Below are 23,589 nucleotides of genomic sequence, written 5' to 3'. Positions count from 1 at the left end.
TACTTCGCTTTCAAGTGTTTATAATCAAACACTTTCAGATGCAAGAAAGGAAGCAGGATGTCAGCGCCCAATCAGCACCCCGAACAACAGGCCCGCGACCGTATCGACCAGATGCTGCGTGATGCAGGCTGGGCTGTGCAAAATTTCCGACAGATGAATCCGTCCGCTGCAACCGGTATTGCGGTGCGCGAATTTCAGACCGATGTTGGTCCGGCAGACTATGTGCTGTTTGTTGACCGCCAAGCGGTTGGCGTAATCGAAGCCAAACCGGAAAGTTGGGGCGACAAGATCACCACGGTAGAAGACCAGTCCCAGGGCTACGCACAGGCACGGCTAAAATACATCAACAACCAGCAGGCGCTGCGTTTTGTCTATGAAAGCACCGGTGTAATCACACGCTTTACCGACAATGCCGACCCCAGCCCGCGCTCGCGGGAAATCTTCAGCTTCCACCGCCCGGAAACCCTGGCGTACTGGCTGATGCAGGACAAAACCCTGCGTGGCCGCCTGCAAGACTTGCCAGCACTTGACCCGACCGGCCTGCGCACATGTCAGAGCACCGCGATCGCCAGTCTGGAAGCCTCGCTCAAGCAGGACAAACCCCGCGCACTGATCCAGATGGCCACCGGTGCCGGCAAAACCTTTACTGCCATCACCGCCAGCTACCGCCTGCTGAAAGAGCCGGTCAACGCCAGCCGCATCCTGTTTCTGGTCGATACCAAAAACCTCGGCGAACAGGCCGAGCAGGAATTTCTCAGCTTCCTGCCCAACGACGACAACCGCAAGTTTGGTGAGCTGTACGGGGTGCAGCGCCTGAAAAGCCCCCACGTACCCACCGACTCGCAGGTCTATATCAGCACCATCCAGCGCATGTACTCCATCCTCAAGGACGAACCGCTGGATGAAGCCCTGGAAGAACACAACCCCGCCGAGCAATACACCAAACCCAGAGAACCGCTGCCGGTGGTGTACAACCCCAAACTGCCACCGGAGTTTTTCGATGTCATCATCATCGACGAATGCCACCGCTCCATTTACAACCTGTGGCGGCAGGTACTGGAATACTTCGATGCCTATCTGGTCGGCCTGACCGCCACGCCGGACCAGCGCACTTACGGATTTTTCCGCAAGAACCTGATTAGCGAATACAGCCATGAGCAGGCAGTTGCTGACGGCGTCAACGTCGGCCACGAAGTCTTCATCATCGAAACCGAAAAAACCACCAAAGGCGGCACCATCAATGCCGATCTGCTGGTCGAGCGTCGCGAACGCCAGACCCGCAAAAAACGCTGGGAAACCCAGGACGAAGACGAAGCCTACACCGCCAAACAGCTCGACCGCGATATCGTCAACCCCGACCAGATCCGTACCGTGATCCGTGCGTTCCGGGACAGCCTGCCGACCATCTTCCCGGGCCGAAAGGAAATCCCCAAAACCCTGATTTTCGCCAAAACCGACAGCCACGCCGACGACATCATTCAGACCGTGCGCGAAGAGTTTGGCGAGAGCAACCAGTTCTGCAAAAAAGTCACCTACCGCGTCGCCCAGGACAAAACCAGCGCCGACGGCCAGTTGCTGGAAAAAGGCGAAGACCCCAAATCCATCCTTAACCAGCTACGCAACGACTACTACCCACGCATTGCCGTCACCGTGGACATGATTGCTACCGGCACCGATGTCAAGGCGCTGGAATGCCTGCTGTTCATGCGCGACGTAAAAAGCCGTAACTACTTCGAGCAGATGAAAGGACGCGGCACCCGCACCCTGGACAAAGACAGCCTGCAAAAAGTCAGCCCGTCCGCCACCAGCGCCAAAACACACTTTGTGATTGTGGATGCCATTGGTGTGACCAAATCGCTGAAAACCGCCAGCCAGCCGCTGATTAGCAAGCCCAGCGTGGCGCTGAAAGACCTCGCCATGGGCGTGATGCTGGGAGTCAGTGATACCGATACCGTTTCCTCGCTGGCCGGACGACTGGCGCGGCTGGACAAACAACTGGACGACAAGGAACGCGCCCGCATAGCCGCAAAAGCCGGTGGTGTGCCGCTGCTTAATATTGTCGGTGAACTGTTCAACGCCATTGATGGCGACCGTGTGGAAGAACGCGCCCTTGCCATCAGCGGCCAGCCAGCCGGCAGTGACCCCGGCGATCAAGTTCGCCAGCAGGCACAGCAACAACTGGTGGGCGAAGTGGCCAGAGTGTTCAACGGCGAACTGATCGAGCTGATCGACAGCATCCGCCGTGACAAGGAACAAACCATCGTCCATGACGACCTCGACCAGCTCACCAAGGCCGAATGGGCAGGCGACAGTCAGAGCAACGCCGAAGCCCTGACCCTGGAGTTTGCCGATTACCTGCGCGAACACCAGGACGAAATCAACGCCCTGAGCATTTATTTCCAGACTCCGGCACGGCGCAGCGAAGTTACTTACCAACAGCTCAAGCAACTGCTGGAAAAACTGAAACAGGATCGCCCCAAGCTGGCTCCGCTACGGGTGTGGCAGGCGTATGAGCATCTGGATCAGGTGCAAACGCCGGCCAGCCCGCTTTCAGAGCTGACTGCACTGGTGGCGCTGATCCGCCGCGTCACCGGGCTGGATTCCAGCATCACCACCTTTGCCAGCACTGTGCAGCGCAACTTTAAAACCTGGATTTTCCAGCACAACAACAGTGCGGAAGAAAAATTCAGTGAGGAGCAACTGGCCTGGCTGCATATGATTCGTGACCAGATCATGATTTCTTGCCATTTTCAGCGCGATGATCTGGAGATATCGCCTTTTGATGCGCAGGGCGGGCTGGGCAGGATGTATCAGTTGTTTGGCGACAGGATGGACTGGGTGATTGCGGAGATGAATAAGGGGCTGGTGGCTTGATGATTTTTTGCGCTGTGGTTGTGGGGTGCGGGCAAGGCGCTGCGCAAAGCTACGCACCCGCACCGAAGCGAGCTTCGGCACAGGTGCTGATGCTTTGCTCCGGCCTTGCCTGCACCCCGTCATGCCACGTGCTGGTTGGGGGGAATGGCCCGGCTGTGCCGGGCTGCTGTCGCGGTGTATAGGCTGAGATGTGTTTTGGGTTGTAGATTAAGAATTACGTACTGACAAGGCGAAAAAGAGTGCAAGAGCAAATAAATCAGCAGTTACCTGAAGGGTGGAAGCTTAAACCCCTTGGTGAAATTGCCAGTATTAATCCAAGGCTCGATAAGAGTGCGATTGACGATGAAACAGAAGTTTCATTTGTGCCGATGGCAGCAGTTGAAGCAGAAAGTGGCAAGATTGATGTTTCTGAAAGTCGTAATTTTATTGAAGTAAAAAAAGGATATACGGGGTTTGTTGAAAATGATGTGCTGTTCGCCAAAATAACGCCTTGCATGGAAAACGGAAAGATGGCGGTTGTTCCAAGGCTCAAAAACGGAGTCGGATTTGGCTCGACCGAGTTCCATGTCATACGAGTCAATAAAGACGTTCTGGCAAAATATATTTACTATGTTGTGTCTTCTAAACAGTTTCGTTCAGATGCAGAACACAATATGACGGGAGCCGTTGGGCAAAGACGTGTCCCAGCTCAATATTTGCAGAATGCATTAATTGCCATTCCCTCTTTGAGTGCTCAAGAGAAAATAGTTACTAAAATAGAAGAGTTATTTAGTGAGCTAGACAGCGGCATTGCTAGCTTAAAGACGACTCAAGAACAGCTAAAAATTTACCGCCAATCTCTACTCAAACATGCCTTTGAAGGCAAACTCACCGAACAATGGCGTAAAGATAACCCCGATAAGCTGGAAAACCCTGAGCAACTGCTTGCCCGTATCCAGCAAGAACGTGAAGCCCGTTATCAGCAGCAGCTTGAAAAATGGCAGCAAGCAGTAAAAGACTGGGAAGCGCAAGGAAAGGAAGGTAGAATTCCTAGGAAACCTGCAAAGTTTAAAAATACGGAACCGCTCTCTTTGAATGAAATATCTGAGCTGGCACCGATACCTGATAGTTGGATCTGGCACCGCTTCGGTTCATTTTATGAAATGCTTTCTGGTTTCGCATTTAAAAAGTCAGACTACTCAGAGTCTGGAGTTCGATTATTTCAAATAGCAAATGTTGGCTTCGGAAAAACTATATGGGAAAGCACGGCATACCTGCCAGAAAACTTTAAAGATATGTATCAAAACTTGATTCTAGAAGAGGGTGATCTAGTTATGGCTTTAAATCGCCCTATGCTCGGTGATTCGCTTAAAGTTGCAATTCTTGGAAAGCAAGACTGTCCTTCTATTCTTTATCAGCGCGTGGGAAAGTTTAGCTTTAATAATTATTCAATTTCTAAATATTTTTTATATTTTCTTCAAAGCTCTCACTTTACGAGTAAGCTAAAAAATGAACTAAGAGGTGTAAATATACCTTTTATTAATCAAACAAGGCTTGCAGAGTATTCACTTCCTTATTGTTCGTTCGCTGAGCAACAAGAAATAGTTAATCAGCTCGAAGAAAAACTATCCATAATTGAGCAAAACGAAAAAGAAATCGAAGCGGCGTTAGCCAAGGTCGAGTTGTTGCGTCAGTCAATCCTGAAAAAAGCATTCTCGGGAAGACTTGTTTAGTTAATTGTTGCAGAACTTGGGCTTGCCCTGCCTTTCTTGCAAATTCACTTTTCAAAAGTGGATTTGCAAGGGGCGCTATTATTTTCATTTTAACTCGCAGTTTTCCTTGGCTTAGTTAGAAACAGGGCGTTCAGTGAGCTAACCAAGCCCCCACCAAGTAACCCACCAAGTAGCCCACCAAGTAACCGAACAAGTAGCCGAACAAGTAGCTGAACAAGTAACCGAACAAGTAAAAAAACTGCTTTCCTCGTTAAGATATGGGGGTAAGCACCAAGGAGCTTATGCAAGCGGTCAGCTTGAGACACAGGGCGACTTTTTTAGAAAACTATCTGAACCCGGCGTTAGACGCTGGCCTGATCGAAATGACCCAGCCAGACGCACCCCGCAGCCCAACCCAAAAATACCGCCTGACCGCTCTGGGCAGGCAGTTGCTGACAGCCCTGTGATAGCGCCTTATTTTTGCTTGCACACCCATAGTCTGGTATAGATAATACTCTTATCCAGTATTACTCATGGTGAAAAGCGCCAGTGAAAACCATCGAGCTTGCCAACCAGTTGCCCATTTCGCTGATCTCGCACGAGATGCTCAGCAGTCGCCTGGCGGGAACGGTGAGCAACATCAACAATAAAATTGCCAGCCTGGTCAGGGCGGGTGATTTGATTCGTCTGAAAAAAGGCTTTTACTGCTTTGCGCCGGCCTACCGAAAGCATCTTCTTGACTTGAAAGCGATTGCCGGCGGCTTGTATGCGCCTTCCTACCTGTCTTTTGAGTATGCGCTAAGCTTTCACGGGATCATTCCGGAAGCAGTGTATGAAATGACTTCGGCAACCACGCGCAATGACAAGTACTACGAGACTCCGGTGGGGCGCTTCAGCTACAAAAAAATCCCGTTGCAAGCCTATTCGCTGGGCGTTGACTGGCGTTTTGACCGGGTTGAGGGCGGTATTTTTGTCGCCACGGTCGAGAAGGCGCTGTGTGACAAAATTCGTTATCACAGGAGGCTCGGTACGCTGTCGCAGCGGGATATGCGTGATTATCTGCTAGATGATATGCGCGCCGATTTGCCGGAAAACATGAATGTTGAGCTGATAAAAACCATTGCCGAAGCGTACCGCTCCAGGAATCTGGCCACATTGGCCAGCGTAATAGAGAGAATGACCCCATGACCCATCCAGCCATAACCCAAATGCTTGGCCGCTACGATTTAAGCAACGCCAGCTCGGGTTTTTATGCATTGCGTGAAATTTTGCAAGAGGTTGTTCTGGTTGCACTTTATGATGCCGGTTTTTTCAGGCAAGCGGCTTTTTACGGCGGCACGGCACTGCGGGTTTTGCATCGTTTGCCGAGGTTTTCTGAAGATCTGGATTTTTCCCTGCTTGAATCACAGCCAGATTTTGATATTACCCCGTTCCGGCAAGCCATTATTGATACGCTGCAAGCCTATGGTTTTACTGTAAGTGTAGAAATTAAACAGAAGAATAGTGCCAGCGCGGTAGCTTCTGCCTTTATCAAGGGCAATACGCTGGAGCATCTGCTGGCAATCGAAGCACCAGCAGAGATGACCCAAGGCATTCACAAAGGGCAGGCGGTAAAAATCAAGCTGGAAGTGGATACAGACCCACCGCCCAATTTTCAGACGGAAGAGGTCATCAGCCTGGTGCCGCGCTCGCACAGCATCAAGACCTTTACCATGCCTTGTTTGTTTGCTGGAAAAATGCACGCTGTTTTGTGTCGGGCATGGGGTAATCGCCCCAAAGGCCGGGACTGGTACGATCTGGTTTGGTATGTGTCCAGAAGAACCCCGCTGGATCTGGTGCATTTACAGGCACGACTGGCTCAAAGCTGCACGTTTCTGGAGAATCAAAAGATAGCCTTGCCTGCGCAACTGACTGGCGATGCCGTGCTGGGCTTGCTGGAGCAGCGTATCGCCAGTCTGGATATCGACAAGGCCAAGGCGGATGTGCTGCCCTTTATCCGTGATGCCAGAGAGCTGCAAGTATGGTCGCCCGAATTTTTTATGGAAATTATCCGGCGAATAAAGTTTCAGGGCTAATGCGAGTTTCTCCGAGTTTTTCGTGTACCTTAAGACCGCATCGTAAGTTACACGAAATTATTGTATGTATATCTGTAACCAGTATCCGCAAAAGCTGTGGTTAACTGAAAATTTGCTGGCTTTGTCTTTAGGTTATTTATGAACGCATCATCCATTGTTTCCCGTGTCTGGAGTTTCTGTACCACCCTGCGTGATGACGGGGTGGGGTATGGTGATTATCTGGAGCAGCTCACCTATCTGATCTTCCTGAAAATGGCGGATGAATACAGCAAACCGCCCTATAGCCGCGATATGGGCATTCCGCCACAATATTCGTGGCAGGCGCTGAAAGACAGCAAGGGTGCTTCGCTGGAAATGCTCTATGTGGAAATCCTGCGCGAGCTGGGCAGGCGCAAGGGCATGCTGGGGCAGATTTTTACCAAGGCGCAAAACAAGATTCAGGACCCGGCCAAGCTCTACCGGCTGATTGACATGATCGACGATGCCAACTGGCTGTTGCTGGGCGCTGATGTCAAAGGCGATATTTATGAAGGGCTGCTGGAGAAAAACGCCGAGGACACCAAATCCGGAGCCGGACAGTATTTCACCCCGCGTCCGCTGATTCAGGCGATGGTGGAATGTGTGCGCCCGCAGCCGGGCAAGACCATTGCCGATCCGGCCTGCGGCACGGGTGGTTTTTTTCTGGCGGCCTATGATTATCTGACTGCGCAACGGCTGGACAGGGAGCAAAAGCTGTTCCTGAAAAACAGCACTTTTTATGGCAACGAGATTGTTGCCAATACCCGCCGCTTGTGCCTGATGAACATGTTTTTGCACAACATCGGCGAGATGGACGGCGACAGCCTGATTTCGCCCAATGATGCGCTGATTGCGCCCAGCCCGCTCAGTGTGGACTATGTGCTGGCGAATCCGCCGTTCGGCAAGAAAAGCTCGATGAGCTTTACCAACGAAGAAGGCGAGCAGGAAAGCGACGATCTGACCTATAACCGGCAGGACTTCTGGGCGACCACCTCCAACAAACAGCTCAATTTTGTGCAACACATTCGCAGCATGCTGAAAACCACCGGCAAGGCCGCCGTGGTGGTGCCGGACAACGTGCTGTTTGAAGGCGGAGCTGGGGAAACCATCCGCAAAAAACTGCTGGAAAGCACCAACCTGCATACCATCTTACGTTTGCCGACGGGCATTTTTTACGCACAGGGCGTTAAAGCCAACGTGCTGTTTTTCGATAACCAGCCGGCCAGCCCCGAGCCATGGACCAAACAGGTCTGGTATTACGATTACCGCACCAACATTCACCACACGCTCAAGCGCAAGCCGCTGCGTTTTGAGGATTTGCAGGACTTCATCCAGTGCTACAACCCGGACAACCCCGCTCAGCGTGTGGCGAGCTGGGATGCCGATACCAATCCCGATGGCCGCTGGCGCTGTTATTCGTTTGACGAGCTGATGGCGCGTGACAAGACCAGTCTGGATGTGTTCTGGCTGCGGGACAAAAGCTTGACCGATCTGGAAAACCTGCCCGAACCGGACGAGCTGGCAGAAGAGATCATCGAAAACATGGAAGCCGGGCTGGAAAGCTTTCGGGCGGTGTTGGCCAGATTGTAATGCCCAACCCCCTCACCGAACTCTACCGCGACCCCTGGCTGCTGGCGGTACACAAGCCCGCCGGTTTGCTGGTACACCGCAGCCCGATTGATCGTCACGCCACCGAGTTTGCCCTGCAGTATGCCCGCGAACTTAACGGTGGCGCGCATGTGTTCCCCTGTCACCGGCTGGACCGGCCTACCTCCGGGCTGTTGCTGTTTGCCCGTGATGCCGATAGCGCCAGCGCCTTTGGCAGGCAGATGATGGATGGCAAGGTGCGCAAAACCTATCTGGCGCTGGTGCGTGGCTGGCCAGTGGAGCAGGGCGAGATTGACCATGCACTGCGCGAGCACGCCACCGACAAGCGCCTTAAAGATGAGACGCTGCCGGTTCGTGAAGCCAGCACCCGTTTTCGGCGACTAAAAACGGTGGAAATTCCCGTGCAGGTCGAGGGTTACCCGCACAGCCGTTACAGCCTGCTGGAGCTGCACCCGCTCACCGGTCGCAAGCACCAGCTGCGCCGCCACATGCAGCACATTGCGCATCCGATCATTGGCGATACCAGCTATGGCCGCACCAGACACAACCAGTACTTTGCCGAACGCTTCGGCTTATCACGGCTGATGCTGGCGGCCACGATGCTGGCGTTTGATCATCCGGTGACGGGTGAACGGTTACAGCTGCAATGCCCGCCTGGTGACGACTTCATGCAGGTTTTAACCATTTTCGATAGTTTGCCGGAGTTGTTTTAACGAGCAGCCCTGTAACGGGCAGGCTATACTAGGCGCCTATTTTTATCCCGCCGGGAGGTGACATGAACACTACAATCGATGAGCAACAAACAACCGAAGAAAACACCCCGCCAGCTGGCGAAAAGCTGCAAAAGGTACTGGCGCGTCTGGGTGTGGCCTCACGCCGTGATTCCGAACAGTGGATCAAGGATGGCCGCATCAAGGTCAATGGCCTGGTGGCCAATCTGGGCATGCGTGTGACACCGCGTGACACTATCAGTGTCGATGGTGAAACGGTCAAACAGGACAAGGAAGCCGCAACGCTGCGCCGGGTGATCCTGTATAACAAGCCGGAAGGCGAAGTCTGCACCCGCCGCGACCCGGAAGGCCGCCCGACGGTATTCGAGCGTCTGCCACGACTGAAAAGCGGTCGCTGGATCAACATTGGCCGGCTGGACATCAATACCACCGGGCTGCTGATTTTCACCACCGATGGCGAGCTGGCCAACCGCATGATGCACCCGTCCTACAACATGGACCGGGAATATGCCGTGCGCGTGCGCGGTGAAGTCACCGAGGAAATGATCGAGAACCTGAAAAACGGTGTGGTGCTGGAAGATGGCCCGGCCAAATTCACCGACATCCAGGCTGCGCCGGAGGGTGACGGTTTCAACCGCTGGTATCACTGCGTGGTGATGGAAGGTCGCAACCGTGAGGTGCGCCGCTTGTGGGAGTCCCAGGGGCTGGTAGTCAGCCGCTTGAAGCGCGTGCGTTTCGGGCCGGTGTTTCTGACCTCGGCACTGAGCGTGGGCCGCTGGCGCGAACTGAACCAGGCGGAAGTGAATATTCTGAGCAAGGAGTGTGGCCTGGAGCCGGTGGCTTTGCCGGATATCAAGCCCAAGACCAAAGAGAAGATCGATCGCCAGGAAAGACGCCTGAGCAAGCCGGGTGCCGCGCCACGCAGGCCGCAGCGCAAGCCCGGGGCCGACAAGCCGCGCGGCAAGCGTTGATCTTTCAGCTGTAAACCGAAGAGCCTGTCAATTCGACAGGCTCTTTTTTTGAACAGGACAATAAGGCTTAGTCGGCCAGGCAAACACGGTTACGGCCATTTTCCTTGGCCATGTACAGCGCTGCGTCGGCACGCTGCAGCAGCTGATGCTGGCTTTCGTCTTTTCTGACGATGGCGGCACCGAAGCTCAGGCTCAGTTTGATACGCTGGCCTTCATGTACGACCACCATATCCTCCACGGATTTGCGCAAACGCTCGGCAACCTGCAGCAGGTAGGGCATGTCAGTGTTGGGCAGGACCACCATGAATTCTTCGCCGCCAAAGCGGAACACGGCATCGACAGTGCGCAGATTCTCTTCCAGTTGCTGTGCCACGGCAATCAGGGCGGCATCGCCACCGGCGTGGCCATACTGGTCATTGACCATTTTGAAGTGGTCGATATCAACCATCAGTACGGACAATGGGGTGCCGGTACGGCGAGCCGACTGCAGGTCACGCTCCAGCAACTCGGCCATGCCGGCACGGTTGCGTACACCAGTCAGCGGATCATGCAGGGAAGCGTGCAGCACCGCGTGATACTTTAGGGCGTTGCGCAGTGGAAACACCAGGGCGGAAGTCAGGCTTTCCAGGCTGGACAGGGCCTGCTCGTCGAGTGCATCAGCGTTATGTGCGCTCAGTACACCGAGCAGCTCACCTTCCAGTTCAAGCTGATAGTCGATACGAAAGGCACCGTTATTCTCGCCCAGCGACAGGTTGATGCGCTGTGCCGCGTTGCGAAATGACAGCCCCTGGAAGTCCAGCAGGCGCTGGCTGGCGGCAAAGAACATGTGCAGCAGTTCGTTGATCTCCAGGGATGTCTGTAGCTGGTTGCGCAGCTGCTGGCCGACTTCCGAGTGGGACGGGCGGAGCTGCTCCAGGGCTTCGTGAGATAAAAGCTGGCTTTTCCCGGAGTGGAAACCGGGGAAGGCGAGAAGATTGGAAGCTTGGCTGGAATTCATGGCTATGTACCTGGTGATGTATCTTGCAGGTACAGTAAAGCGATAATCGTGCCATTATTTATATTTACAATATAAACAACGGGTTATGTCTGTTGTGGGGTGATGGTTGTTATTCGTGACGTTTTTGTGTCGGATAACTGACGTTTTCTCTGTTATCCCTGTATCTGTTTGAATGCAGGCCGGATTGCATGGGTGATTCCCGTCAGGCTGCCTGCCTGCAAGCAGGCATGGCCGGCGGTTCAGGATTTGCCGGCAGAAGCCGCATTTCCGAGTGTGTTGATGAAAGCCTGTGCGGCATTGGACAGGGTGCGCTCCGGGTGCAGGATGTAACCCAGGTCACGGCCGAGTTTCACGCCGGGGACCTGTAGTTCGACCACCTCGTGATCAACCATGCTGCGTGGCAGCACGCTCCAGGCAAGACCGATGGAAACCATCATCTTGATGGTTTCCAGATAGTTGGTATGCATGTGGATGTTGGGTGTCAGTGCGGCCTGGCTGAACAGTTCCAGGATGATTCTGCTGGTAAAGGTCTGACTGCCGGGAAAGACCGCCGGCCAGTTGCACAGGTCTTGCAGTTGCATCGACTTCTGCCGGCTGAGCGGATGCTCGGGAGCGGCAACGAACACCAGCTCATCATGCCAGACCGGTACGCTGAGGATGGATGACATCTCCTGTGGAGACAGGGTGATCAGTGCCAGTTCGCAACGTCCGTGCACCACGTCGTTGTATGCTACCTCGGAGTCCAGAAAGCGGATGTCCAGCACCACTTCGGGGAATGCCCGGGTGTAGTGGCGCAGCACCGGCGGCAAGCGGTGCAGGCCGATATGATGGCTGGTAGCTAGGCGCAGACGCCCACTGACGGTTCGCTCAAGGTTTTGCAGGACGCGCTTGCTGTCTTCCAGTTCGTTGACGATACGGTAGGCGCGCGGCAACAGGGCCTCACCTGCCTGGGTCAGGCGAGTTTCCCGGCCGAGCCGGTCAAACAGGCGTGCTCCAAGCTGCTCTTCCAGAGCGGCCAGACGTTTGCTGACCGCTGGCTGGGTAATGTGCAGCGTCTCGCCAGCCAGCGAAAAGCTGCCATGCTCGGCGATGGCGATGAAGGTTTGCAGGTTGGCTAAGTCCATGGTTGTCGTGTCTGTGCGTTATGGTTGAGTGCTGCGGCCGATGGCTCAGGCAAAGGTGCGTGTCATGTCGTTCATGGCGCTTGCATTGTTCAGCAGGGCCTGGCTGGTGTTGTCGGCATCCAGAATGATTTCCATATTGTCGGCACACGTCGTGCGTATCTGCTGCAGGCTGTTGCCGATATCACCGACCAGCAGTTCCTGTTGTTGGGCAGATTCGGAAATGGCCGCCGTGGTGGCCGCAACCTGGCTGACCTCTTCGATAACGGCAGACAGTATTTCCTGACCGCTGCGCGCCTCCTCCACGCAATGACGGCTCTGCGCGAGATTGTTGTCCATCAGGTGGTGAAGGTTGGTCATGGCGCTGTGAATGCTGTTGGTGCAGGCCTGGATATTGCTGCTGATTTCGTGGGTGCGCATCGACAGGCTGCGTACTTCGCCGGCGACCACTGCAAAGCCCCGGCCATGCTCGCCGGCGCGTGCCGCTTCAATGGATGCATTGAGGGCCAGCAGGTTGGTTTGTTCGGCTATACCCTGGATTTCTGCCAGCCAGCGTATGACGTTGTCGGTTTCAGCAGAGACCTGCCGTGTTGCACTGACCGCCTTCTGGGCATCTTCGGACAGGTTCTGCACATGGTGCGCCGTCTTGCCCAGCTGCTCGTGGGTAAACAGGCAATGTTCTCTTGCCGTGGTGGTGTTGTGGGCGGCGGTACACGTTCGCTCACTGATTTCGCGGGCCTGTTCCGACAGGCTGGCAATGGCCAGAGTGATGTTTTCGCTGTCGATATTCTGGGTCCGGATACCTTCCCGGGCATGGCCCATGATGGTTTGTAAATGAAGGGCGGTACTTGTCAGGCTTGAGGATGCATCGGTCACGCGCCCGAGGATGGTGCGGATACGTGAGTGTTGCAGTCCCATGTGGAAGTCGGCAACCGAGTGCGGAGCGCTGCCTGAGTAAACCAGTCGTGAAATGCTGTCATAGTCCTTGCTCAGGCGGCTGAAGTAGCGAAGGCTGTCGAGCAGGGCAGGGGCGAAAAGCAGGGAGCACACAGCAAGCATTCCGCCGCTCCACAAGGCGGCCTGCCATCCGCTGAACAATGCTGCTGCAAGTGGCAGAAAGGCTATCGGCAACAGGGCCAGCCGGGGCGGGGCGGTTGCCGGACGGAAGCGGCCCGAAGTGTTTTTGCGGGAGCCGGCTGACCGTTCTTGCTGCTTGAGCTTGCGGTAGAGCTTCTCGGCCCGCTTTCTGTCCCCGGGAGCCAGCCGGGTACGGACCGACTGGAAGCCGGTAATTTTTCCGTCTTTGAGAATGGGTGTGACATAGGCATCCACCCAGTAGTAGCGGCCGTCGCTGCAGCGGTTCTTGACCGCGCCGCGCCAGGATTTCCCGGCCCGGATATGGCTCCAGAGCTCATGAAAGGCTGCTTTGGGCATGTCCGGATGGCGCACCAGATTGTGCGGCTTGCCAAGCATTTCCTCCAGTGTATAGCCGGCAACCTGGCAGAACACAGGGTTGGAGTAGGTAATCTTGCCTTTCAGGTCTGTGGTTGAGACCAGTTGCTCGTGCTCGTCGTAGAGGACTTCCTGGTCGATAACCGGTAATGGAATGCGTTTGCTCATGGCATACCTCAATGAGGGACCGGATACTGACGTGAACGCGGCAAGTGTTGCAATCGGCTTGCCAGGACTTGATTTCCGTCATTGATTTTGTAGAAAAGCGCGTGTTGTGGATAGCCTACAGCAGGTTGGCCAATTGCAACACAATAAGCTCATTCCTTTCGGTAATGCAGAATATGATAAAATTCAATTTGAGTTATATTGGCGAAATATCTACCATGCCTGCATGACCGTCGTGCCAGTTCCGGCTGCCAGTGCAATGCAGTATAAGCGTTCCTGACCGGTGGCAGGCGTGGCAGCACTATATTAATAAAGAAGATTACCGGGTAACTCCGTACGGCATCCCTGCGGGCAGGGTATTTGCCCCGGCGTTTCCCCAACCTGATGAGGAACTCCAATGGCTGGTAAAACCCTTTACGACAAGCTGTGGGAAATGCACGAAGTGAAGCGCCGCGATGACGGCTCTTCGCTGATCTACATTGACCGCCACATTTTGCACGAAGTGACTTCGCCCCAGGCATTTGAAGGCCTGCGTCTGGCCGGTCGTCAGCCGTGGCGCATCGATGCCAACATCGCCACCCCAGACCATAACGTGCCGACCACCAAGGCCGAGCGCGCCGGCGGCATTAATGCGATTAAGGATGAAGTATCCCGTATCCAGGTCCAGACTCTGGACGACAACTGTATCGATTTTGGCATCCTGCAGTTCCCGATGAACGATATCCGTCAGGGTATCGTGCACGTGATCGGGCCGGAGCAGGGCGCAACCCTGCCGGGCATGACCATCGTCTGTGGTGACTCACACACTTCTACCCACGGCGCCTTTGGTGCGCTGGCGCACGGTATCGGCACCTCCGAGGTCGAGCACGTGCTGGCCACCCAGTGCTTGGTAGCCAAGAAGATGAAGAACATGCAGGTGCGTGTCGAGGGCAAGCTGGGTGCCGGCGTCACTGCCAAGGACATAGTGCTGGCCATCATCGGCAAGATCGGTACCGCGGGCGGCAACGGCCATGCGCTGGAGTTTGCCGGCAGCGCCATCCGTGACCTGTCCATGGAAGGCCGCATGACCATCTGCAACATGTCCATCGAAGCCGGTGCCCGTGTCGGCATGGTGGCAGTGGACGAGAAAACCATCGAATACGTCAAGGGCCGCCCGTACGCGCCAAAAGGTGCTGACTGGGATACCGCCGTGGCACTGTGGGAAACTCTGGTGTCCGACGAAGATGCACACTTTGACACAGTGATCGAGATGCGCGCCGAAGACATCAAGCCGCAGGTCAGCTGGGGCACTTCACCCGAGATGGTATTGCCGGTGGATGCCAATGTGCCTGATCCGGCTAAAGAGAGCGATCCGGTCAAGAAGGACTCCATCGAGCGCGCACTCAAGTACATGGGGCTTGAAGCCAATCAGGCGATCACCGATATCAAGCTGGACCGCGTTTTCATCGGTTCCTGCACCAACTCGCGCATCGAGGACCTGCGTGCTGCCGCCGAAGTGGCCAAGGGCCGCAAGGTTGCCGACAACATCATTCAGGCGATGGTGGTACCGGGTTCCGGTCTGGTGAAGAAGCAGGCGGAAGAGGAAGGTCTGGACAAGATCTTCATCGAGGCCGGCTTTGAATGGCGTGAGCCGGGTTGCTCCATGTGTCTGGCGATGAACCCGGACAAGCTGGGCAGCGGCGAGCACTGTGCCTCCACCTCCAACCGCAACTTCGAGGGTCGTCAGGGCAATGGCGGGCGCACCCACCTGGTCAGCCCGGCAATGGCCGCTGCTGCCGCGGTAACAGGTCACTTTGTTGACGTACGTGAACTCATGCAAGGAGCCAACTAAATGAAAGCCTTTACACAACATCAGGGTCTGGTGGCTCCGCTGGATCGTGCCAACGTCGACACCGACCAGATCATCCCCAAGCAGTTTCTGAAGTCGATCAAGCGTACCGGCTTTGGCGAGAACCTGTTTGACGAGTGGCGTTATCTGGACGAGGGCCAGCCTGGTCAGGACAACAGCAAGCGTCCGGTGAATACCGAGTTCGTACTCAACCAGCCGCGTTATCAGGGTGCCAGCATCCTGCTGGCGCAGGAAAACTTTGGTTGCGGCTCCAGCCGTGAGCACGCGCCCTGGGCGCTGGACGAATACGGTTTCCGCGCCATCATCGCGCCGAGCTTTGCCGACATCTTCTACAACAACAGCTTCAAGAACGGCCTGCTGCCGATCATCCTGCCGCAGGCTGCGGTGGACGAGCTGATGAAGCTGACCGTGGATAACGAAGGCTATCAGCTGACCGTTGACCTGGCGCAGCAGAAGGTAATCCGCGCTGATGGCGTCAGCTACGACTTCGAGGTGGATGCCTTCCGCAAGCACTGCCTGCTCAATGGCCTAGACGATATCGGCCTGACCCTGCAGGACGAGGATGTGATTCGCTCGTTTGAGGCCGGGTACAAGCAGAAGTATCCGTGGTTGTTTGGGGCATTAACAGGTTGATTTTTTGTTTGCAGCTGCGTGGGCTGGTGTTTTCATGGTGCTGCAAAGACGCTGTGAATACGTCCATGTAGGCTTGAGGGCAGCATCCTTGCTGCCCACACTTTGCCCACCATGCAAACACCAGCCTCAAACTCCGTGCAAACGGTGAGAGAGAGGGCGGGCGTTGCCCGCCTGCTGTCGCCCGTCTTGGTTGGGATTGTGCATTGACTGTAGGTCCGAATTTATTCGGACATTCGCAGTTTCGGTGCTGGGTCGCAGGGTGGGAATGTGCGAATGAATTCGCACCTACCCCTTCGCCCCTCCCGCCGATGCAGACACAGATTCAGAAGCCCCTTTCATGCAATAAAACATTTGCAATTAAAAAGAGAAAAGCCATGAGTAAAAAAGTTCTTGTTCTTCCCGGCGACGGTATCGGTCCGGAAATCATTGCCGAAGCGGTCAAGGTGCTGAATCTGGCCAATGAAAAATACAACCTTGACCTTGAGCTGGTCGAGGGCGAACTGGGTGGTGCGGCCATCGACAAGCATGGCGTGCCACTGGCTGACTCCACCCTGGCGCTGGCGCGTGAGGTGGATGCCGTCCTGCTGGGTGCAGTAGGTGGCCCCAAGTGGGACACCATCGAGAAGAGCATCCGTCCCGAACGTGGCCTGCTGAAGATACGCTCCGAATTGGGCCTGTTTGCCAACCTGCGTCCTGCCATCCTGTATCCGCAGCTGGCTGATGCCTCCAGTCTCAAGCCCGAAGTGGTGTCCGGTCTGGACATCCTGATCGTGCGCGAGCTGACCGGCGGCATCTACTTCGGCACCCCGCGTGACCAGGTGGTGCTGGAGAACGGCGAGCGCAAGGCATTTGATACTCTGCCGTACTCCGAAAGCGAGATCCGCCGCATTGCCCGGGTCGGCTTCGATATGGCCATGGTGCGCAATAAAAAACTGTGCTCCGTGGACAAGGCCAACGTCCTGGCTTCCAGCCAGCTGTGGCGCGAGGTTGTGGAAGAGGTGGCCAAAGACTACCCTGAAGTGGAGCTGAGCCACATGTATGTGGACAATGCCGCCATGCAACTGGTGCGTGCGCCAAAACAGTTTGATGTGGTTGTCACCGACAACATGTTTGGTGATATCCTGTCGGACGAAGCGTCCATGCTGACGGGCTCAATCGGTATGTTGCCTTCCGCATCCCTGGATTCCAACAACAAGGGCATGTACGAGCCCTGCCACGGTTCCGCTCCGGACATCGCAGGCAAGGGGCTGGCCAACCCGTTGGCAACCATTCTGTCCGTATCGATGATGCTGCGTTACAGCTTCAGCCAGGCTGGTGCTGCCGATGCCATCGAGCAGGCGGTGAGCGACGTTCTCGACCAGGGGTTGCGTACTGGCGACATCATGTCCGAGGGCATGCGCAAAGTGGGCACTGCCGAGATGGGCGATGCCGTTGTTGCCGCCCTGCAACAGCTGTAAGGGATATTGACCCGGTTTGCACGACCTGTTGTCGTGCAAACCATCATTAATAAAGGTGTAGTTAGATGAAACGAGTTGGATTTGTAGGCTGGCGCGGCATGGTTGGTTCCGTGCTGATGCAGCGCATGCTGGAAGAGCGGGATTTCGAACTGATTGAGCCGGTCTTTTTTACCACCTCCAATGTGGGTGGCCAGGGTCCGGCGATCGGCAAGGATACGCCCGCGCTCAAGGATGCCTACGACATCAACACCCTGAAAGGGCTGGACGTGATCCTGACCTGTCAGGGCAGCGACTACACCAACGAGGTTTTCCCCAAACTGCGTGAAGCCGGCTGGGATGGTTACTGGATTGACGCGGCCTCAGGCCTGCGCATGCAGGATGACGCGATCATCGTGCTGGACCCGGTCAACCGCAAGGTGGTCGATCAGGGGCTGGACAGCGGCGTGAAGATCTACGTCGGCGGCAACTGCACCGTCAGCCTGATGCTGATGGGGCTGGGCGGGCTGTTCGAGGCTGGCCTGGTCGAGTGGATGAGTGCCATGACCTATCAGGCAGCCAGTGGTTCGGGTGCGCAAAACATGCGCGAATTGCTCAATCAGATGGGCTATCTGCGCGATGCGGTGGCTGGCGAACTGGCCGATCCGGCGTCCGCCATTCTGGATATCGACCGCAAGGTCGCTGCCGCCCAGCGTAGCGACGAGATTCCAGCGGAACACTTTGGCGTGCCATTGGCCGGCAGCCTGATTCCGTGGATCGACAGCGCGCTGCCCAATGGCCAGAGCCGTGAAGAGTGGAAAGCACAGGCCGAAACCAACAAGATCCTCGGTCGCTTCAAGAACCCGATCCACATTGACGGTATCTGTGTGCGTGTCGGTGCCATGCGCTGCCACAGCCAGGCGCTGACCATCAAGCTGAACAAGGATGTGCCGCTAACCGATATCGAAAACCTGATCAGCCAGCACAATCCCTGGGTCAAACTGGTACCCAACAGCCGTGAGCAGACCGTGCAGGAGCTGACACCGACGGCGGTGACCGGTACCCTGAACATTCCGGTCGGCCGGTTGCGCAAGCTGAACATGGGTTCTCATTATCTGGGTGCCTTCACCGTTGGCGACCAGCTGTTGTGGGGTGCGGCGGAGCCGCTGCGGCGCATGCTGCGCATCCTGCTGGAACGCTAGAAGCAAAGAAAAGGCTGCCGCTTGCATGGCAGCCTTTTTGTTTGTGGCCTGCTCCCGGCATGATGGAGCCCGAACTGTGCTCCAGGTCAAAAACGGGGCAATGCGTGCAGCCCTTAAGTCGAATAATCCGGTTTTTCAGTTGCTAAAAGCCGAACGGTCAAAGATACTTACGCTGTCAATTGAAGGATGATTCTAGTTGGCCATGGGTTGCGCCGGGCGACAGGCACCCAAAGCAATATCCGGCTCCACCATTCTTGATGGTGCGAGCAGGGCTGGAGTCTCCGAGAAAATAAGGGAAATGCTATATGCTTCAGGTTCGCAAACTGGTATTGGCAGTAGCCGCTGCTACTTCGATGGCTTCGGGAATGGCGCATGCGCTCGGACTGGGTGAGGTTTCCGTCAAGTCGGCACTGAATGAGCCATTGGTGGCTGAAATCGAACTGCTTGATGCTAGGGGCTTGAGTGCTGAAGACATCAGGTCCAGGCTGGCTTCTCCTGAGGATTTCAGTCGTGCGGGTGTGGACCGGCAGTTTTTCCTGAACAACCTGAAGTTCACTCCGGTGGTCGGCAGTAATGGCAAGAGCTTTGTCCGGGTGACCAGCAACCAGGCGGTTCGCGAACCTTTTTTGAATTTCTTGCTTGAAGTGTACTGGCCGGCCGGACGGGTATTGAAGGAATACACCCTGCTGCTTGACCCGCCCATGTACACACCGCAAGAGTTGGTATACCGCAGTGCGCCGGTTACGGCACCTGTTGCCAGCCAGGCGCCGGTGCGTCCGGCCAGTGCGGTTGCACCGGCGCGTCGTCAACCGGTAGCTGCGGCCACTGCCGCGCCAGCCTTGCAGGGTGACCAGTATCGTGTACAACAAAACGATACCCTGTGGGAAATTGCCTTGCGTGCCAACCGTGGCGGTGGTTCGGTGCATCAGGTCATGCTGGCCATCCAGGACCTTAATCCGGATGCCTTCATTGACGGCAATATCAACAGGTTGAAAACCGGCCAGGTGCTGAAGCTGCCTGATGCCGGGCAAATTACCCGGCGTAGCCGCAGCCAGGCTGCTACGGAATTCCAGGGGCAGGTGGATGCATGGCGATCCGGTGGTCCGGTTGAGCGCCAGCTGGACGCCCGCCGTCGTGAAACGGCTGCTGCAGCGCCAGCTAGGGCAGAGCAGGGCGATAGCCTGCGATTGGTGGCCGCCGAGACCGGCGAGGCCAGCACTGGTAGCGATAGCGGTGTAAGCGGAAAAGCGGTCAATGACCAGTTGGCGCAAACCAGGGAGCAACTGGATTCGGCCCTGCTGCAGAATGAAGATCTGAGCAGCCGTGTGGAAGAGCTGAATAGCCAGGTTGAAAAATTGCAGCGTCTGCTGGAGTTGAAAAACACCCAGCTGGCCAATCTACAGAACATGACCGACGAGGAGCTGGATGCTGCCGTTGCCGCTTCTGAAGAAACTGCAGGCGAAGCTGTTGAAACGGTGACGGAAGAAGTAGCCGGGCAGGATGCTGTCGCTTTGCCTGAGCAGGTAGAAGCAGGTGCTGCTGAAGACCAGCAGGAAGCTGTAGAGCCTGAAACAACACAGGAAGCTGCCGGTGAGGTGGCCTCAGTTGCGGAAACCGCAGAGGAAACAGCGGTTGCCGTGCAGGCTGTTGTTGAAGAGCCGGCCCGGCCGGCCGAGCCTGTGACCGCTCCTGCGGCACCCAAGCCTGCATCAGTGGCCTTTGAGCCGCCGCCCGAGCCGAAGGGTTTTGTCGACGAACTGATGGAAAACCCGCTGTTCCTGCCCGGAGCCGGAGCAGGTGTCGCCCTTTTGTTGTTGCTGTTGCTGGTTTCGCGCCGCAACAAGGCAAAACAGGAGGAGCTGGCGGCTGATCAGTTTGATGAACAGGGACCGGGAACAGCCTTTGCCGGTCACCAAGAGCTGGATGAGGACCTTGACGTCCTTGATGGCGTGCTGGATGATCTTGCCGGTGAGCTTGAAGAGCCGACAGAATTTATCGATGTTCCTGCGACCGCGGAGTCAGCGGTTTCTGATCCGGTAACCGAGGCAGAGAACTATATTTCATTTGGCCGTTTCAACCAGGCGGTCGATGTGCTGCTGAAAGCGATCGATGCGGATCCGCAGCGGGAGGAACTGCGTTTCAAACTGCTGGAGGTCTATGCCGATCTCGAGGACCGCAACGCATTTTTGCAGCAGGTTGACGAGCTGAATGCCATGGGCGTGTCCCAGGTCAAGCTGGATGAGCTGCGTCAGCGTTTCCCGCATCTGATGGGCGAGGACGAAGGTGGCTTGTCGCTGGATGACATCATGCTTGATTTGCCAGACCTGACCGGCGACGCTGCTTCAAGCCCTGCAGGTGACAGCGACATTCTGGCGGATGACATTCCGGGACTGGACGACCTGCTGGCCGTGTCAGATGTTGCTGAAGACTCTGGTGACGAGCAGGATGAGCTGTCCAGTTTGCTGGATGCGGTCGGTACAGAGCTTGATGCAGACATGGGGATCGACTTTGCGCCTGTGTCACCTGCAGCGGATGCCGTGGCCGATGCTGCCGGAAGTGTGGCAGAGGATTTCGAGCTGCCTGATCTCGAAGACATTAAACTGGACGATCTGGACCTGCCTTCCATCGAGGAACCGGACAGTCTGTCACTGACTGATGATCTGAAGCTGGAAGATTTGCAGTTCGAGGATTTTGAAGCTCGTGACGGCATCGGAGCGGAGCAGCCTGCCGATGCATCGGCAATGGATTTTGATCTGGATCTCGATCTGTCCTTTCCGCTTGAAGACGCGACAGAACAGGGACTGACAGAACTGGAAACGGGGGCTCTCGAAGCTGGTCTGGAAACCCTGGAAACAGGCTTTGACGAACTGCAGAATGAGGTGCATGCCGTCCTGCAGGGCAATGATGACCCGCTGCAGGAGCCAGCCCTGGCAATCGAGCCGGAAGTGGAGCTTGCTGGCGGCTTTGATCTGGCCACACCGGAACTTGCAGAAGGTGCTTCTGCCGGTGATGAAGTACTGGCAGAGCTGGCCGAAGAGCTTGATGATGACTTCAGCTTCCTGCAAGGGGATGATGAAGATAAAACCAAGCTTGACCTGGCCAGCGCTCTGACCGACATGGGAGACATTGAGGGTGCCCGTGACATTCTGGATGAAGTCATCCGTGAAGGTGCCCCCGAGCACCGGGAGCAGGCACGCGAGTTGCTGGCCAGGCTCGGATAGTCCATGAGTTTCATGCATGACCCTACTGCGGCAGTCGATATGACTGCCGCAGCCGTTTCCAGGATAGCCCTGGGTGTTGAGTACAACGGCACGGCTTATTACGGCTTCCAGTTGCAGAACAATGATCTGCCAACGTTGCAGGGCGAACTTGAGCGGGCATTGACCACGGTGGCCGGTGGCGAGCCGGTACGGCTGGTCTGTGCCGGGCGGACTGATGCCGGTGTGCATGCCTGCGAGCAGGTTCTGCATTTTGACACCCCTGTGGTGCGTAAGCCGGCAGCCTGGCTGTTTGGCAGCAACCGCTATCTGCCAAGGGATATCAGCGTGGTCTGGGTCAAACAGGTACCGGAGCAGTTCCACGCCCGCTTCAGTGCCAAGCGTCGCCGCTACCGCTATGTCATTCATTCCGATCCGGTACGGCCGGCCCTGCTGCGTGATGGCGTGACCTGGACACACAAGCAGCTGGATGTGTGCAAGATGAACCAGGCGGCGCGGTTTTTGCTGGGCACCCATGATTTCAGTTCGTTCCGCGACAGTGACTGCCAGGCAAAATCTCCGGTCAAGACGCTGGACGGCATCCGCCTGACGCAATATGGGCGCTTCATTGTGCTGGATATCCGTGCCTCGGCATTTCTGCATCACATGGTGCGTAATATAGCCGGAACCCTGATGAGGATCGGAGCCGGCGACAAGCCGGTCGAATGGATGCGGCAGGTGTTGCAGGCGAGAAGGCGCGAAGTGGCAGGCGTCACTGCGCCACCCTATGGCCTGTATCTGGTGCAGGTCGAATACCCTGAAGAATTCGAGCTACCGCGGCAACCGCTGGGGCCATTGTTCCTGTCGGCGATGCCGGATGTGTTTGCGGAGGATGCATGAATACCCGGGTCAAGATTTGCGGTATCACCCGCCTTGAGGATGCGCTGGTGGCTGCGGCGGCGGGCGCCGACGCTTTGGGCTTCGTGTTTTACCCGCCCAGTCCGCGCAATGTGGAGCCGGCACGGGCAGCTGACATCATTCGACAGCTGCCGGCTTTTGTGACCAGCACCGGGTTGTTCGTCAATGCGCCCGAGTCGCTTGTGCGCGAGGTTCTGGACCAGGTTGCGCTGGATTTGCTGCAGTTTCACGGAGACGAATCCCCCGAGTATTGCGCATCCTTTGGCCGTCCCTACATCAAGGCCCTGCGCATGCAGCCAGGGCTGGATATAGCCGGTCAGGCGGCTGCCCATGCGGATGCTCGCGGCATTCTGCTCGACGCCTATGTGGCCGGAGTGCCCGGCGGTACCGGCCAGGTATTCGACTGGGAAGCGATTCCCGCCACCTTAGCCAAACCGCTGATACTCGCCGGCGGGCTGGATGTAGATAATGTCCGTCTGGCAATCGAACAAGTGCGGCCCTGGGCTGTCGATGTAAGTGGCGGTGTGGAAGCAGGGCGGGGCATCAAGGATGCCGAGAAAGTGCGTACCTTCATGCAGCGGGTGCGCGACAGGAGCAACGGCTGATAATTCAGGTGTGACGGTACTCTGTCAGCGGCCGTCTCATATTGTGTTT

At 56.1% G+C, this 23,589-nt stretch carries 17 protein-coding genes and 1 pseudogene; 15 read left to right on the top strand and 3 right to left on the bottom strand.

The features are described from left to right. Nucleotides 1-57: 57 nt before the first annotated feature. The 8 genes and pseudogenes from AR306_RS07040 to rluB form a co-directional block, all read left to right on the top strand. Nucleotides 58-2,874, top strand: coding sequence for a type I restriction endonuclease subunit R (locus AR306_RS07040; RefSeq protein WP_101496852.1), 2,817 nt, complete (start codon nt 58-60; stop codon nt 2,872-2,874). Between the two features lie 239 nt (nt 2,875-3,113). Further along, a complete protein-coding gene (locus AR306_RS07035; protein ID WP_101496851.1) occupies nt 3,114-4,586 on the top strand; it encodes a restriction endonuclease subunit S in 1,473 nt (490 codons plus the stop codon). A 257-nt stretch (nt 4,587-4,843) separates the two neighbouring features. Further along, nucleotides 4,844-5,032 (top strand): Fic family protein, encoded by a 189-nt coding sequence (locus tag AR306_RS13725; RefSeq protein WP_407071188.1) that lies wholly within the window; start codon nt 4,844-4,846, stop codon nt 5,030-5,032. 82 nt (nt 5,033-5,114) lie between these two features. Continuing rightward, nucleotides 5,115-5,753 (top strand): type IV toxin-antitoxin system AbiEi family antitoxin domain-containing protein, encoded by a 639-nt coding sequence (locus AR306_RS07030; protein ID WP_101496850.1) that lies wholly within the window; start codon nt 5,115-5,117, stop codon nt 5,751-5,753. Then, nucleotides 5,750-6,640 carry a nucleotidyl transferase AbiEii/AbiGii toxin family protein gene (locus AR306_RS07025; protein WP_101496849.1) on the top strand — a complete coding sequence of 297 codons (891 nt, stop codon included), beginning with the start codon at nt 5,750-5,752 and terminating at the stop codon, nt 6,638-6,640. The genes AR306_RS07030 and AR306_RS07025 overlap by 4 nt, the downstream gene beginning before the upstream one ends. 138 nt (nt 6,641-6,778) lie before the next feature. Continuing rightward, nucleotides 6,779-8,248, top strand: coding sequence for a class I SAM-dependent DNA methyltransferase (locus AR306_RS07020; protein WP_101496848.1), 1,470 nt, complete (start codon nt 6,779-6,781; stop codon nt 8,246-8,248). Then, nucleotides 8,248-8,979, top strand: coding sequence for a pseudouridine synthase (locus AR306_RS07015; protein ID WP_101496847.1), 732 nt, complete (start codon nt 8,248-8,250; stop codon nt 8,977-8,979). Before AR306_RS07020 ends, AR306_RS07015 begins: the two co-directional genes overlap by 1 nt. Before the next feature lie 62 nt (nt 8,980-9,041). Next, a pseudogene (gene rluB, locus AR306_RS07010) lies at nt 9,042-9,965 on the top strand (23S rRNA pseudouridine(2605) synthase RluB); the annotation flags it as partial. 70 nt (nt 9,966-10,035) lie between these two features. Here rluB and AR306_RS07005 read toward each other — a convergent pair. The 3 genes from AR306_RS07005 to AR306_RS06995 all read right to left on the bottom strand — a co-directional run bounded on the left by AR306_RS07005 (nt 10,036) and on the right by AR306_RS06995 (nt 13,706). Continuing rightward, nucleotides 10,036-10,965, bottom strand: coding sequence for a GGDEF domain-containing protein (locus AR306_RS07005; RefSeq protein ID WP_101496845.1), 930 nt, complete (start codon nt 10,963-10,965; stop codon nt 10,036-10,038). Between the two features lie 239 nt (nt 10,966-11,204). Next, nucleotides 11,205-12,089 carry a LysR family transcriptional regulator gene (locus tag AR306_RS07000; RefSeq protein WP_101496844.1) on the bottom strand — a complete coding sequence of 295 codons (885 nt, stop codon included), beginning with the start codon at nt 12,087-12,089 and terminating at the stop codon, nt 11,205-11,207. Between the two features lie 45 nt (nt 12,090-12,134). After that, nucleotides 12,135-13,706, bottom strand: coding sequence for a methyl-accepting chemotaxis protein (locus tag AR306_RS06995; protein WP_101496843.1), 1,572 nt, complete (start codon nt 13,704-13,706; stop codon nt 12,135-12,137). 394 nt (nt 13,707-14,100) lie between these two features. Here AR306_RS06995 and leuC point away from each other — a divergent pair, with 394 nt between their 5' ends. The 7 genes from leuC to AR306_RS06960 all read left to right on the top strand — a co-directional run bounded on the left by leuC (nt 14,101) and on the right by AR306_RS06960 (nt 23,540). After that, a complete protein-coding gene (leuC, locus tag AR306_RS06990) occupies nt 14,101-15,534 on the top strand; it encodes a 3-isopropylmalate dehydratase large subunit (protein ID WP_101496842.1) in 1,434 nt (477 codons plus the stop codon). Further along, nucleotides 15,535-16,185: a 3-isopropylmalate dehydratase small subunit gene (gene leuD / locus AR306_RS06985; protein WP_101496841.1), complete on the top strand. Its 651-nt coding sequence runs from the start codon at nt 15,535-15,537 to the stop codon at nt 16,183-16,185. 374 nt (nt 16,186-16,559) lie between these two features. After that, the gene (gene leuB / locus AR306_RS06980; RefSeq protein ID WP_101496840.1) at nt 16,560-17,642 is read left to right on the top strand and encodes a 3-isopropylmalate dehydrogenase; all 1,083 of its coding nucleotides are present in this window, start codon (nt 16,560-16,562) and stop codon (nt 17,640-17,642) included. Nucleotides 17,643-17,707: 65 nt separating this feature from the next. Beyond that, entirely contained in the window at nt 17,708-18,820 is a 1,113-nt protein-coding gene (asd, locus tag AR306_RS06975; RefSeq protein ID WP_101496839.1) for an aspartate-semialdehyde dehydrogenase, read from the top strand. Between the two features lie 305 nt (nt 18,821-19,125). Continuing rightward, nucleotides 19,126-22,041, top strand: coding sequence for a FimV/HubP family polar landmark protein (locus AR306_RS06970; RefSeq protein ID WP_101496838.1), 2,916 nt, complete (start codon nt 19,126-19,128; stop codon nt 22,039-22,041). A gap of 3 nt (nt 22,042-22,044) precedes the next feature. Next, a complete protein-coding gene (gene truA / locus AR306_RS06965) occupies nt 22,045-22,917 on the top strand; it encodes a tRNA pseudouridine(38-40) synthase TruA (RefSeq protein ID WP_407071187.1) in 873 nt (290 codons plus the stop codon). Next, nucleotides 22,914-23,540, top strand: coding sequence for a phosphoribosylanthranilate isomerase (locus AR306_RS06960; protein ID WP_101496837.1), 627 nt, complete (start codon nt 22,914-22,916; stop codon nt 23,538-23,540). Before truA ends, AR306_RS06960 begins: the two co-directional genes overlap by 4 nt. Nucleotides 23,541-23,589 lie beyond the last annotated feature (49 nt).

It is taken from the genome of Thiopseudomonas denitrificans (assembly GCF_002866065.1).
In the GTDB taxonomy this organism is placed as follows: domain Bacteria; phylum Pseudomonadota; class Gammaproteobacteria; order Pseudomonadales; family Pseudomonadaceae; genus Thiopseudomonas; species Thiopseudomonas denitrificans.
This window is presented reverse-complemented; position numbering and strand designations above follow the sequence as displayed.